This window comes from Pandoraea anapnoica (genome assembly GCF_902459765.1).
GTDB lineage: Bacteria > Pseudomonadota > Gammaproteobacteria > Burkholderiales > Burkholderiaceae > Pandoraea > Pandoraea anapnoica.
In genome coordinates this window covers 231,716-244,846 of sequence record NZ_CABPSP010000008.1, presented here as the reverse complement: position 1 = coordinate 244,846, position 13,131 = coordinate 231,716, and the positions used below count along the sequence as shown (strand labels likewise).

The window sequence follows — 13,131 nt, the reverse complement described above, 5'->3', positions numbered from 1 at the left end:
GCCGGTGCGACCCGGGGAAATGACGCAATGACCATCCGTCATCGAATAACGCTATTGGTGATCCTGACGTTTGTCGCGCTCTCGATCATTGGTGGCTACGCGGTCTATCAGACACGCGCCAGCGCTCACAAAGTACGACAGGTAACGGAAGGCGTGGTGCCTAGCGCGCTCGCTTCCGCCGATCTCGTCTCGCAAGTCAAGGCGGTGCAGATCGCCACGATGACGCTGGTCTACGCGCCCGACGAAACCGTCGTCGAACAGGCGCTCGACAATCTCAAGAAGCTGCGCGGCGATATCGACCAGTCGCTCGCGCGTCAGGCCGAAGGCGCCGCAAGCGACGCTCAGAAGGGGCTGGTGACGCAGGCACGCGAGAGCGTTGACAACTACTTCAACGCCATCAACGACACCGCCAAGCTCAAGCAGGCCGGAAAAACCGAGATGGCGCAGGCGTTCCTCTTCGCGATGGTCGCGCAGTACCGCGACGAGCTCGAAGGCGTGGTCAACACGCTGCGCGTCGAGAAGAACCGCCAGAAAGACTCGGCCATCGCCACGCTCAACGACACGCTCTCGACCACCACGACCGCTATCGGCATCGTGACGGGGCTGGCCATTGTGCTGCTCACGGCCATCGGCGCGCTGCTGTATCGCCAGATCACGCGTCCGCTCTCGCGCATGCAGGCCATGATGAGCGAGATCGCGAACAGCCAGGACTTCACCCGTCGCGTGCCGGTCGGCCGTATGGATGAAATCGGGCACTCCATCGTCGCCTTCAACGGCATGATCGAGAAGATTCAGGAGCGCTCCGCGCAGCTCAAGCAAAAGACGGCCGACATTCAGGCGATGTTGCAGAACATGCAGCAGGGCATTCTGACGGTCGTCGACGGCTCGAAGGTGCACGGAGAGTACTCGGCCTACCTCGAAGCGATCTTCGAGACGCAGGACATCGCCGGTCGTGGTGTCATGGATCTGGTGTTCGCCGACAGCGATCTGGGGTCCGACGCCGTCTCGCAAGTCGAAGCGGCTATCGATGCCTGTATCGGACAGGACGCCATCAACTTCGCGTTCAACGAACATTTGCTGGTCGGCGAGATCGGCAAGCGCATGCCGGACGGCCGCATCAAGCAGCTCGATCTGACGTGGTCGGCGATCACCGACGAGACCGACACGATCCTGCGTCTGATGCTGTGCGTGCGCGACGTGACCGAACTGCGCGAGCTCGCGGCCGAAGCGAACGAGCAGAAGCAGCGTCTGGAGATGATCGGCGAGATTCTGGCGGTGAGCCAGGAGAAGTTCCATCACTTCATCGAAAGCTCGACGGGCTTCATTCGCGAGAACGAACGCATCATTCGCAAGCATTCGCAAGCCGACAGCGCGGCCATCGCCGAGCTGTTCCGCAACATGCACACGATCAAGGGCAACGCGCGCACGTACAACCTGCAATACCTGACGAACGTCGTGCACGAGACCGAGCAGCGCTATCACGATCTGCGTGCGCCGGACGAAGCGCGTCTGTGGGATCAGGATGGCCTGATGCGCGAACTCGAACGCGTGCGCGACGCCGTCGCCACATATGCCCACATCAACGAGATGAGCCTCGGCCGCAAGGGGCCGGGCCGCACCGCCGACGAGCAGTCGATGGTCGTGGACCGCGCCCACATCCGCGCCAGCCTGCGCATGCTCGAAGCCGCCGATCCGAACGATCTGCATCAACTGGTCGCCATGCGCGACGCCGTGCACCAGACGCTGCGTCTGCTGGGCACCGAAGGCGTGGGCGAAGCGCTGGGTGGCGTGCTCGATTCACTGCCGTCGCTCGCGGGTGAACTCGGCAAGCCGGCCCCGGCCGTGCGTATCGACGACAACGGCTACCGTCTGCGTGCCCCGGCCGTGCGCATTCTGCGCGACGTCTTCATGCACCTGCTGCGCAACTCGATGGACCACGGTCTGGAAGGGGCGGACGAGCGTCGTGCGAAGGGCAAGCCTGCCGCGGGCACCATCGATATCGAAGTGGGTCTCGACCACAACATGCTGCAAGTCACGCTGACAGACGACGGGCGTGGCCTTGCGCTGCATCGCATCCGCAACATCGCCGTGCAGCGCGGCTGGATTACGGCCGAGACGTACGTGACCGACGAACAGATCGCGCAATTCATCTTCCGTCCGGGCTTCTCGACGGCGTCGAGCGTCACCGAGGTGTCGGGACGTGGCGTTGGCATGGACGCCGTGCAGGACTTCGTGCGCCGCGAACACGGCCGCATCGAACTGCGCTTCACGGACGAACGCAAGGGCGCGGAATTCCGTCAGTTCCAGACGGTGGTGTGCCTGCCCGACAACCTCGTGGTCGACGGCTTCGATCTGAACAGCGTGGCGGCCGATGCCGTCGATCTTCCTGCGCTGGGAGACGGCGAGACGCAAGTGGGGTCGAACGGCCTGACGGCACACGACACGTCGCGCGACGACCTGTCGCAAACCGGCAAGGTCTGAGGCGCGAACAAACGCGTCGGGCTCCCGGCGTCAGGACGATCGGCGAGGCGGCGCAGACCTGACGGGCTTGCGGCCGCCGCGCCGCTTTCGGAGATGGATCGAGTATGGAAGCAGTTCAATGGCTATTCGCGGGTGCGGCTGCGGGCCTCATCGGTGCGGGTGTCGCGGGTTACGTCGTGCATCGCTGGCGCATGGCCCAGGCCACGGCGCATTGGCGCGCGCTGAGCAAAACGCACGACGAAGCGCTGGAGCAGGCGCTTGAGCGCGAGCGTGTCGCCGTCGCAGGCAAGGACGCGCTGGTGCAGTCGCATGACGAAGCTATCGCCGCATTGCAGGCGCGCCTGACGCAGGCCGAGCAGGACTTGCAGACCGCGCAGAAGTCGGAAGCGTCGGTGCTGGAAGACAAGGCGATGTGGCAGGGCGAGGCGCAGCGCATCGCGGGCGAAGCCGCTCGCCTGCGCGGTCTGGCGGCCACGTTCGAGCGCTGGCACGAACAGATGATTTCGCTGATGACGCAAAATCAGGACATGCACGCGAAGAACCACGAACTCGCGTCGATCGTGCGCCATGTGCTGATCGTGTCGCTCAACGCGTCCATCGAAGCGGCGCGTGCGGGCACGGCCGGTCGCGGCTTCGGCATCGTCGCGAGCGAAGTGCGTGCGCTGGCGACGCGCTCGGAAGAACTCTCGAAGAGCTATCGCGACAGCCTGCATCGCAACGATGTCACGACCACGGCGACGTTCCAGGACATTCAGGCCGGCGGCAAGATGATTGCAGCGTCGCTCTCCAGCGTCGAATCGCTGGCGCAGCAGCTGCATTCCCGTCTCCACTAAGCACTCAGCAGGCAGGTTTCGTTGTGATCAGCGCTCACGCACGCGACAGTTTCGAACGCATCCTTCACAAGGCGGCGCGCACGCGGCTCGCCCGCTCGGCCGACGCACAGTGCGAGATTGCACCGCTCGCCGTGCAGCAGGCCGACGCGTCGGATACGACCGCGAACATCGAGCTGAAGGTACGCCACACCAACGTGGTCGTGCTCACGATCTCCGGCATCGACTTTCGCATGCTGCTCGTGCTGCATTTCGACGAAGACGACGCCACCCGCGCGTACTTCGTGGGCGACGATCAGGAGAAGTCGTTTCGCGAAGCCTTTCTCGAAATCAGCAACCTGTGCTGCGGGGCGATCAACCAGGAGTTGCTGGGTTACTTCCCCGATCTGGGCATGTCCACGCCCTACGTGCTCAGCGCGCGCTGCGTGCCTCACCTCATGCAGCTCAAGCCGAACCATCTGGCGTCGTGGGACATCACGCTCGACGGTTCGGTCAGCCTTGCGGCCACGTTGTGCGTGTGTGCGCATGCACCGCTGGACTTCAACGCCGATGTCAGCGTGACGCAGGACAGCGGCGGCGAACTCGAATTGTTTTGACGCGACTCGCGCACCGGATATTGCTTCAGGTCGCATCCCTTCGCCTCTCACGAATTACGCTTTAGGAAACCATCACAATGAACCGAAGCACCCCCCGCGAGTCGGTCAGCCAGTTCTTGATCCTCGAAGACAGCGTCGAGCATGAGTACCCGGACGCGCTGGTCCGCGGCATGATCGACATTACCGACGGCGTGTTCCGCGGCCTGTTCGGCGACGTCGAAGTGACCTGCGATTCGCCCAGCGTGGTGCGCGACCGCATCATCTTCGGCGAAGTGTTCAGCCTGATTCCGCTCGAGAGCGCCTGGTGCCGTGGCTATATGATGATGCAGGCCGAGCAGGTGCCGTTCATGCAACTGCTCGAACACACCGGTCGCTGCGAAGGGCAGGCCGGTTTTCGCGAACTCAACGGCATGCTGGGCGAACTGACGAACCTCGTCTGGGGCGCATTCAAGAACCGCTACATGGGCGATCCGCTCGCCGTGGACCGCACGCAGGTGCAAGTGCCGCTGCTCATCAACCACAAGCAGAAGTACATCACCTTTGGCACCGATAACCCGCAGCTGTGTTTCGTCTACCGCCTGACCGATCCGGTCAACGGTCAGATCGTCACGCTGCATCAGCACTTTGTATTCAGCCTGAACTGGTCGCCCGAAGCATTTCGCGAGGCGGCACAGAGCGCGACTGAGCCCGTCGAGACCGGGGCGCTGGAAATGTTCTGAGATCCCGGCTCGCCAATTCACTCTCTCTTACACACAAAGGACAACACCATGTCGAAGATTCTCGTGGTCGACGATTCGAGCACCGTGCGCGACGAAGTCGCTGGTTTTCTGCGCAAGAACGGCCTGGACGTGGACACTGCCGTCGACGGCCGCGACGGCCTCGCCAAGATCAAGGCCAGCCCGGGCGTGCGTCTCGTCATCAGCGATGTGAACATGCCGAATATGGACGGCCTGACGATGGTCGAGAAGATTCGCGGCGAACTCGCGAACGCATCCGTCAATGTCGTGATGCTCACTACCGAAAGCAGCCCGGCCATGAAGGAGCGCGGTAAAGCCGCAGGTGTGAAGGGCTGGATCGTCAAGCCGTTCAAGGGCGACGCCGTGCTGGAAACGTTTCGCAAGCTCGCCAGCTGATACCCCTTGCTGGCCGCGCCGGAGGTCTGAGGGGGCTTCCGGCGAGCCGGTCAGGCGGAGAACGCCGCTCATCGTCGGGATGAATCGCGGGCAGACCGTCGCCACCGCCCCGGTGGCGGCGTTACACTGCTGACTTTCCCGCATTACGCGAAAATCTGCGCATTCTCGCTGAGTCATCATGAGCGTCGTACCCTCGAAGAAGAAGACTGCCGCTGCGGTTGCCGCCAGCGACTCGCGTTCGCACGACACGCCGGACAATGTCGCGCTCGCGGCCGACGGCGATGTGGAACTTACGGCCTCCACCGATGCGACAGGGGCCGACGCCCGCCCGCGCCGCTCCAAACTGCGCCTGACCTACGTCATCGCCAGTCTCGACCGTTTGCTACGCCGACACATGTCGGAAGCGCTCGCACCGTTGGGCCTCACGCTCGCGCAATTCACCGCGCTTTCCGTGCTCGATGCGCGCGGCAAGCTCTCCAACGCGCAACTCGCGCAACGCTCGTTCATCACGCCGCAGTCCGCCAATGAAGTCGTGAGCGTGATGGCGTCGCGTCAGTGGATCACCCGCGAACCGGATCCGAATCACGGCCGGATCGTACTGCTGCAACTGACCGACGAAGGTCGGCGTGTGCTCGCGCAATGCGAAGCCGTCGCCAAGGAAATCGACACGCGCATGCGTGCCGGTGTGGCGCGCGACGACGCCGCTGCCGTGCAGCGTCATCTCGAAATGTTCGTGCGCAATCTGCGCGACTGACTCCGGGTTTGTCCCGACCGGACAACAGCTTGTATTGTCAGGTTGCTTGATATTAAATGGAGTCCGTCACCCCGGTAGGCATCGTCGTATGCCGACCGGCGGCTAACCGGATCGCGCCGCGTCGGCGGTAGTCTGCCGACGCTAAATAAGCGCGCGACCGAATCCCAGTGACCCGGCAAGACGAAAGCGATGCAACGCTCTCGCAGCGTTGTCACGTGCGTCATACGTGCGCCTTTAATATCAGGTTACCTGATTAAATGGTCTGCGCGGCAGGCGTTCGTTGCCGATGTCGATGGACCGTGCGGGGTGGCAACCGACATCCATAAAGAAGATGACAGGAGACACCATGAAATCGAATCGGGAGGGCGGCGCGCAGGCGTTGCCGTTGGGAGATGACGGGACCGGCGGGGTCGGCAGTGCGGCGAATTCCGTGGCGCTGACACTCGCGTTGTGCTTCGCGGTGGCGTTGCTCGAAGGCCTCGACTTGCAGTCGGTCGGGGTGGCGGCGCGCGGCATGGCGAAGGAGTTCGGCCTGAGCGTGGCGCAGATGGGCATTGCGTTCTCGGCGGGCACGTTCGGCTTGTTGCCGGGCGCGATGGTGGGCGGACGTCTTGCCGACAGCATTGGCCGCAAGCGCGTGCTGATGCTGAGTGCCGCGCTGTTCGGTGTGTTGTCGATCGCCACGGCGTTCGTGTCGGATTTCTGGATGCTGGTGATCGTGCGTATGCTCACGGGCGTCGGGCTGGGCGGCGCGATGCCGAACCTGATTGCACTGTCGTCGGAGGCGGTGGCACCGCGTTTGCGCGGCACGGCCGTGAGCATCATGTATTGCGGCATTCCGCTGGGTGGCGGCATCGCGGCGACCATCGGCATGCTGTCGGTGAGCGATGCCGACTGGCGGCACATCTTCTACGTCGGTGGTCTCGGCCCGATCCTGCTGCTGCCGTTGCTCGCCTGGTTCCTGCCGGAGTCGCGTGCGTTCGCTGCGGCGACGTCGCAAGGACAGCGCGCGACGCCCGCGCCGATGACGTCGGTGTTGTTCTCCGAAGGGCGCGGTCTCTCGACGGTGCAGCTCTGGCTGTCCTACTTCTGCACGCTGATCGTGCTGTATTTCCTGCTTAACTGGCTGCCATCGCTGATGGGATCGCGTGGTCTTGCGCGTGGCGAAATCGGCTGGGTGCAGATTCTCTTCAACGTGGGTAGCGCTGTTGGTGTACTGGGGCTGGGCTATCTGATGGACCGCGCGCGCATGTCGTTCGTGATCGGCGGCATGTATCTCGGCATGATCGCCTCGCTCGTCGGTCTGGCTGCCGCACACGGTTTCGGCGTGCTGGCTGCGGCAGCGTTCTTCGCGGGCATGTTCATCATCGGCGGCCAGTCGGTGCTCTACGCGCTCGCCGCCGCCTATTACCCGACGGCCATGCGTGGCACCGGCGTGGGCGCAGCGGTTGCCATCGGTCGCATCGGTTCCGTGGTTGGCCCGCTCGCCGCTGGGATGTTGCTCGCGGTGGGTAGCAGCGCAGCGGTGGTGATCGGCGCAAGCATTCCCGTGACCATCGTGGCCGCACTGGCGGCACTCACGCTAATCCGTCGTCCCCGCGCGGCCGACTGAGTTCGCTTCACGAGTTGGCCCGAAAGGTTGACTCGACTCGGCCTCGCTTGTGCGCGACGGACGGCATGCAAAGGCCGCCGTCGCGTTTTTTCTGGCGTAACGCCGGACGCATCGACTGATTCACGTAGCACATATAACGACATCAATAATCTGGAGACTTTCATGGCTTTTCGCATTTCACGTCACACGCTTGCGCCATTGGCGGCGGTCGCCGCGTTGGCGGTACCGTCCATCGCCTGCGCGCAGTCGAGCGTCACGCTGTACGGCATCGTCGACACCGGCATCGAGTACGTCTCGCATGCGAGCCCGAACGGCTCGGTCGTGCGCATGCCGGGCGTGACCGGCGAACTGCCGTCGCGCTGGGGGCTGCGCGGCAGTGAAGACCTCGGCGGTGGACTCGCGGCCATCTTCCAGCTGGAGAGCGGTTTCAACATTCGTGGCGGCGATCTCGGTCAGGGCGGTCGTTTGTTCGGCCGTCAGGCGTTCGTGGGTGTGAAGGGGCCGTATGGCACGCTGTCGTTCGGCCGCCAATACACCATGACGTACTACGCGTTGCTGGGCTCGGACATTCTCGGGCCGGACATCTACGGCATGGGGTCGTTCGACGCCTACATCCCGAACGCCCGCACCGACAACTCGGTGACGTATCAGGTTGGCTGGCAGGGCCTGACGTTCGGCGCTGGCTATTCCTTTGGCCGTGACTCGGCAGGCACCGGCAATTCGCCGGGGCAGGGCACCTGCGCCGGACAAGTGCCGGGTCAGTCGGTGCAATGTCGCGACTGGTCGGTCATGCTCAAATACGACGCGAGCAACTTCGGCGTGGCGGCGTCGTATGAAGAGCAGCGCGGCGGCACCAACGCGGCGGCCAACTTCTTCGACGGTCAGGCCACATCCGTTTTCACCAGCAGCGGCGACAAGGACACGCGCACCACCCTCGGCGCGTATTACAAGTACGGTGCGTTCAAGGTCGGCGGCGGCTGGCTGGGACGTCGCGTGTCGACGTCTGCCGTCAACACGCATTCGAACCTTTTCTACCTCGGTGCAGCGTACAGCGTCACGCCCGCCTGGCTGGTCGACGCCGAGGTCTATCGCATCATCAACAGCGACCACGACACGCGTGGCACGATGACCACGCTGCGTGCGACGTATTCGCTCTCCGTGCGCACGGCCGTCTATGCACAGGCCGCCTACCTCTTCAACAGCGCCCGCGCGGCCTATTCGGTCAGCGGCGGCGGTGGTGGTACCACGCCGCCCGCAGGCGAAGGGCAGGCAGGTGTGATGCTCGGCATGCGTCACACGTTCTGATCGCAAGCGCGGATCGATCTTCAGGGTTTCCCCTGAAGTCGTCGCGCTTGCAATGTAAGGTAACCTGATATTAAATTGTGTCTGTCGGCAACGCCGCGCACCACTCCCGGCACGCGGTTCGGTTGCCCCGGACATTTGGGAATTACGCAAAATGAATGCATACGAAGGACGCTGGAAGACGGTCGACGTGAAGGTGGAGGGCGGCATTGGCTGGGTGACCTTCAATCGTCCGGATAAGCGCAACGCGATGAGCCCGACGCTGAACACTGAGATGAATCAGGTGCTCGACGCGCTCGAACTCGATAACGATGCGCGTGTTGTCGTGCTGACGGGCGCTGGCGCTGCGTGGACGGCCGGGATGGACCTGAAGGAGTACTTCCGCGAGATCGACGGCGGACCGGAGATCGTGCAGGAGCGTATTCGCCGCGACGCCTCCGATTGGCAATGGCGTCGTCTGCGCATGTACGCCAAGCCGACCATCGCGATGGTCAACGGCTGGTGCTTCGGCGGTGGCTTCTCGCCGCTGGTGGCCTGCGATCTGGCGATTGCCGCCGACGACGCCGTGTTCGGCCTGTCGGAAATCAACTGGGGCATTCCGCCGGGCAATCTGGTGAGCAAGGCCATGGCCGACACGGTGGGCCATCGTCGTGCGCTGCACTACATCATGACGGGCGACACGTTCACCGGTCGCGAAGCCGCCGACATGGGGCTCGTCAATCAGAGCGTGCCGCTCGCCGAATTGCGCGCCGCCACGCTGGCGCTCGCCGCCAAACTGCTCGAAAAGAATCCGGTGGTGCTGCGTGCGGCGAAGCATGGCTTCAAGCGTTCGCGCGAACTCACATGGGAGCAGTGCGAAGACTACCTGTACGCCAAGCTCGATCAGGCGCAACTGCGCGATCCGGAGCATGGCCGCGAACAGGGCCTGAAGCAGTTCCTCGACGACAAGTCGATCAAGCCGGGCCTGCAAGCCTACAAGCGTTGAACACTGAGGAAGACTGCGATGCATGAAGTGCAGATGCTGATTGGCGGCCAGTGGCGTGGCGCGCAAGGCGGGGCGACGTTCGAGCGAATCGATCCGGTGACGGGCGACGTGGCGACGCGCGCCCCGGCGGCCACGCTGGTCGACGCCGACGCGGCCGTCGATGCCGCTCAGGCCGCGTTCCCCGCGTGGGCGGCGCTCTCTCCGACGGCGCGCCGTCAGCGTCTGCTTGCGGCCGCCGAGCGCATGGACGCCCGCGCGGCGGAGTTCATCGCGATTGGCGCAGCCGAGACCGGTGCGATGGCGAACTGGTACGGCTTCAACGTCATGCTCGCCGCCAACATGCTGCGCGAAGCGGCGGCGATGACGACGCAGATCGACGGCAGCGTCATTCCCAGCGACGTGCCCGGCAGTCTCGCGATGGCGGTGCGCTCGCCGGTCGGCGTGGTGCTCGGCATCGCGCCGTGGAATGCACCGGTGATTCTGGCGACGCGCGCGCTCGCGATGCCGCTCGCGTGCGGCAATACCGTGGTGCTCAAAGCATCGGAGCAGTGCCCCGGCGTGCATGCGCTGATCGGTGCTTGCCTGCATGAAGCGGGACTGGGCGACGGTGTTGTTAATGTCGTGACGAACGCACCGCAGGATGCTGGCGAGATCGTGGCGCGTCTCATTGCGCATCCGGCGGTACGTCGCGTGAACTTCACGGGTTCAACGCACGTGGGCCGCATCATCGCGCGTCTCGCGGCCGAGCATCTCAAGCCTGCGCTGCTGGAGCTGGGCGGCAAGGCGCCCGTGATGGTGCTGGACGACGCCGATCTCGATGCCGCCGTCGATGGCGTCGCCTTCGGCGCGTTCTTCAATCAAGGGCAGATCTGCATGTCGACGGAGCGCGTGATCGTCGACGCACGCATTGCCGATGCGTTCGTGGAGAAGCTGACGGCGAAGGCCGCCAAGCTGCACGCCGGTGCGCCGACGTCGCCCGACAGCGTGCTTGGTGCGATGGTGAGCGCACAGGCGGCATCGCGTGTCGCGGCGTTGGTCGAGGATGCACGCGAACACGGTGCACGTCTGCCGCTCGGGTGCCGCGTCGACGGTGCAATCATGCAGGCGACGATTGTCGATGGCGTGACGCCTGCCATGCGCTTGTATCGCGAGGAGTCGTTCGGCCCGGTGGTGACGATTCAACGTGTGAGCGGCGACGACGAAGCGGTGCGCGCGGCGAACGACAGCGAGTTCGGCTTGTCGGCGGCGATCTTCAGCCGCGACGTCTCTCGCGCGCTGCAACTGGCCAAGCGTATCGAATCTGGCATCTGCCACATCAACGGCCCGACCGTGCACGACGAAGCCCAAATGCCGTTCGGCGGCGTAAAGGCGAGCGGTTACGGACGTTTCGGTAGTAAGGCCTCCATCGGAGAATTCACGGAACTGCGCTGGATCACCGTGCAGACGACACCGCGTCACTATCCGATCTGATCCCCGCAACGCGGGAGACGACAATGTCCCCGTGCACGAACGCTGCCCAGAGAACAAAAAGCGCGTCGTGCCGGGTGAGTGCTTGACCCAGCAGGAGACAGTGTGTTGAATCAAGGCAACAACATGGCCGGGCATCGCTACCGGCATGTCGCCATCGGCAATCCCGGTGTCGAAGTGCAGCGCGACGGCGAGTTCTGGTATCTGCGCTCGCGTGAGGCGCTGGGCGATTTTCCCGAGCGTCTGACCGACCGTCTCGTCTCCGGCGCAGCGAAGCATCCGACGCGGTGGCTCGTTGCTCGCCGTGGCGCGGACGGTGAATGGGTCGGCATCACCTATGGGCAGATGTTGCTGCGCGTGCGTGCCATCGCACAAGCATTGCGCGACCGGGGCCTGTCGGCGGAGCGTCCCATCGCCATTTTGTCGGGCAACGATCTGGAACACTTCCAGCTTGCACTGGGTGCGATGTACGCGGGCGTGCCGTTCGCCCCGATTTCGCCAGCGTACTCCGTCGTATCGACGGATTACGGCAAGCTGCGTCACACGCTGGGTCTGCTCAAGCCGGGCCTCGTGTACGCGAGCGACGCGACGGCTTACGCGCGCGCGATGGACGCTGTGCTGGGCGACGAGGTGATTCGCGTCACGGCAGATGGCGATCGTGGCACCGTGTCGTTCGACACGTTCGCGGACGTGGTGCCGCGCGACATTGACGCCGTACACGCGAAGGTGAACGGCGATACCGTCGCCAAGATTCTCTTCACGTCGGGATCGACACGTCAGCCGAAGGCCGTGCCGACGACGCAACGCATGCTGTGCAGTAACCAGCAGATGTTGCTGCAAACGTTTCCGACGTTCGGCGAGGCACCGCCCGTGCTCGTCGACTGGTTGCCGTGGAATCACACGTATGGCGGCAGTCACAACGTGGGCATCGCGCTCTACAACGGTGGCACGCTGTATATCGACGACGGCAAGCCCGTCGCAGGCAAGTTCGAGGAGACGTTGCGCAACCTGCGCGAGATTTCTCCGACCGTCTACTTCAATGTGCCCAAGGGCTGGGAAGACCTGGCGATTGCGCTGGAGCGCGACGCGGCCCTGCGTGAGCGCTTCTTTGCCCGGGTGAATCTGTACTTCTTCGGTGGTGCCGGGTTGTCGCAAGCGGCGTGGGACCGGCTGGAACGCGTGACCGAAACGCATTGCGGCGAGCGGATTCGCATCATGTCCGGTCTCGGGATGACGGAGACGTCGCCGAGTTGCATGTTCACCACGGGACCGGTCATGCGCGCGGGCTACATCGGCCTGCCCGCCCCGGGGTGCGAGGTAAAGCTTGCGCCAGTGGGTGGGAAGCTCGAAGTGCGCTTTCGCGGTCCGAACGTTATGGCGGGGTACTGGCGTCACGAAGCGTCGGACCCGGTGTTCGACGAAGAGGGCTACTACTGCACGGGTGACGCCGCGACCTTCGTCGATACGCAAGACCCCGAGGCGGGCCTTCAGTTCGACGGACGCATCACCGAGGATTTCAAGCTCAGTTCGGGCACCTTCGTCAGCGTGGGACCGCTGCGGGCGCGCGTGATCTCCGAAGGTGCACCGTACGTGCAGGACGCGGTGGTCACGGGCATCAATCGCGACGATATCGGTCTGATGATCTTCCCGCGCGTGGACGATTGCCGTCGGTTGAGCGGTCTGCCGAAGGATGCGTCGCTGGCTGACGTGCTGGCATCAACGCCGGTGCGCGAGATGTTCGCGTCGCTTCTCACGCGACTCAATGCCAGCGCGAGTGGCAGCGCCACGAGCGTCGCCCGTCTGCTGCTGCTCGACACGCCGCCGTCGCTCGACCTGGGCGAGGTGACGGACAAAGGTTCGATCAATCAACGCGCGGTGCAGGACCATCGGTCCGCGACGGTCGATGCGCTCCACGCCGCCACAGCAGGCGACCCGCGCGTGATCCTTGCGCCCACACGTCGATAGGGCGCT

At 64.2% G+C, this 13,131-nt stretch carries 10 protein-coding genes and 1 pseudogene; all 11 read left to right on the top strand.

Annotated elements, in window-relative coordinates; translation table 11 throughout:
• Positions 1 to 27: 27 nt before the first annotated feature.
• Complete coding sequence (locus PAN31117_RS15015) at positions 28 to 2,481, top strand: MCP four helix bundle domain-containing protein (RefSeq protein ID WP_246189093.1); 2,454 nt, start codon at positions 28 to 30, stop codon at positions 2,479 to 2,481.
• A 104-nt stretch (positions 2,482 to 2,585) separates the two neighbouring features.
• Positions 2,586 to 3,314 (top strand): methyl-accepting chemotaxis protein, encoded by a 729-nt coding sequence (locus PAN31117_RS15010; protein WP_150738863.1) that lies wholly within the window; start codon positions 2,586 to 2,588, stop codon positions 3,312 to 3,314.
• A 23-nt stretch (positions 3,315 to 3,337) separates the two neighbouring features.
• Positions 3,338 to 3,907: a hypothetical protein gene (locus PAN31117_RS15005; protein WP_150738862.1), complete on the top strand. Its 570-nt coding sequence runs from the start codon at positions 3,338 to 3,340 to the stop codon at positions 3,905 to 3,907.
• Positions 3,908 to 4,137: 230 nt separating this feature from the next.
• Positions 4,138 to 4,626: pseudogene (locus PAN31117_RS15000) on the top strand (chemotaxis protein CheX); the annotation flags it as partial.
• A 48-nt stretch (positions 4,627 to 4,674) separates the two neighbouring features.
• Positions 4,675 to 5,040 (top strand): response regulator, encoded by a 366-nt coding sequence (locus tag PAN31117_RS14995; RefSeq protein WP_046290992.1) that lies wholly within the window; start codon positions 4,675 to 4,677, stop codon positions 5,038 to 5,040.
• Positions 5,041 to 5,218: 178 nt separating this feature from the next.
• Entirely contained in the window at positions 5,219 to 5,794 is a 576-nt protein-coding gene (locus tag PAN31117_RS14990) for a MarR family winged helix-turn-helix transcriptional regulator (protein WP_306440193.1), read from the top strand.
• 346 nt (positions 5,795 to 6,140) lie between these two features.
• Entirely contained in the window at positions 6,141 to 7,406 is a 1,266-nt protein-coding gene (gene mhpT / locus PAN31117_RS14985; RefSeq protein WP_246189092.1) for a 3-(3-hydroxy-phenyl)propionate transporter MhpT, read from the top strand.
• Positions 7,407 to 7,568: 162 nt separating this feature from the next.
• Positions 7,569 to 8,711 carry a porin gene (locus PAN31117_RS14980; protein WP_150738860.1) on the top strand — a complete coding sequence of 381 codons (1,143 nt, stop codon included), beginning with the start codon at positions 7,569 to 7,571 and terminating at the stop codon, positions 8,709 to 8,711.
• A gap of 151 nt (positions 8,712 to 8,862) precedes the next feature.
• Entirely contained in the window at positions 8,863 to 9,693 is an 831-nt protein-coding gene (locus tag PAN31117_RS14975) for a p-hydroxycinnamoyl CoA hydratase/lyase (RefSeq protein ID WP_039400467.1), read from the top strand.
• Positions 9,694 to 9,711: 18 nt separating this feature from the next.
• Entirely contained in the window at positions 9,712 to 11,163 is a 1,452-nt protein-coding gene (locus tag PAN31117_RS14970) for an aldehyde dehydrogenase (RefSeq protein ID WP_150738859.1), read from the top strand.
• Between the two features lie 123 nt (positions 11,164 to 11,286).
• Positions 11,287 to 13,125 (top strand): feruloyl-CoA synthase, encoded by a 1,839-nt coding sequence (locus PAN31117_RS14965; protein ID WP_150738901.1) that lies wholly within the window; start codon positions 11,287 to 11,289, stop codon positions 13,123 to 13,125.
• The last annotated feature ends 6 nt before the right edge of the window (positions 13,126 to 13,131 follow it).

Bases quoted from the DNA above. Each gene is read 5' to 3' on its own strand.
- PAN31117_RS15015 (WP_246189093.1), top strand. From the start codon at position 28: ATGACCATCCGTCATCGAATAACGCTATTGGTGATCCTGACGTTTGTC.
- PAN31117_RS15010 (WP_150738863.1), top strand. From the start codon at position 2,586: ATGGAAGCAGTTCAATGGCTATTCGCGGGTGCGGCTGCGGGCCTCATC.
- PAN31117_RS14995 (WP_046290992.1), top strand. From the start codon at position 4,675: ATGTCGAAGATTCTCGTGGTCGACGATTCGAGCACCGTGCGCGACGAA.
- PAN31117_RS14990 (WP_306440193.1), top strand. From the start codon at position 5,219: ATGAGCGTCGTACCCTCGAAGAAGAAGACTGCCGCTGCGGTTGCCGCC.
- mhpT (WP_246189092.1), top strand. From the start codon at position 6,141: ATGAAATCGAATCGGGAGGGCGGCGCGCAGGCGTTGCCGTTGGGAGAT.
- PAN31117_RS14980 (WP_150738860.1), top strand. From the start codon at position 7,569: ATGGCTTTTCGCATTTCACGTCACACGCTTGCGCCATTGGCGGCGGTC.
- PAN31117_RS14975 (WP_039400467.1), top strand. From the start codon at position 8,863: ATGAATGCATACGAAGGACGCTGGAAGACGGTCGACGTGAAGGTGGAG.
- PAN31117_RS14970 (WP_150738859.1), top strand. From the start codon at position 9,712: ATGCATGAAGTGCAGATGCTGATTGGCGGCCAGTGGCGTGGCGCGCAA.
- PAN31117_RS14965 (WP_150738901.1), top strand. From the start codon at position 11,287: ATGGCCGGGCATCGCTACCGGCATGTCGCCATCGGCAATCCCGGTGTC.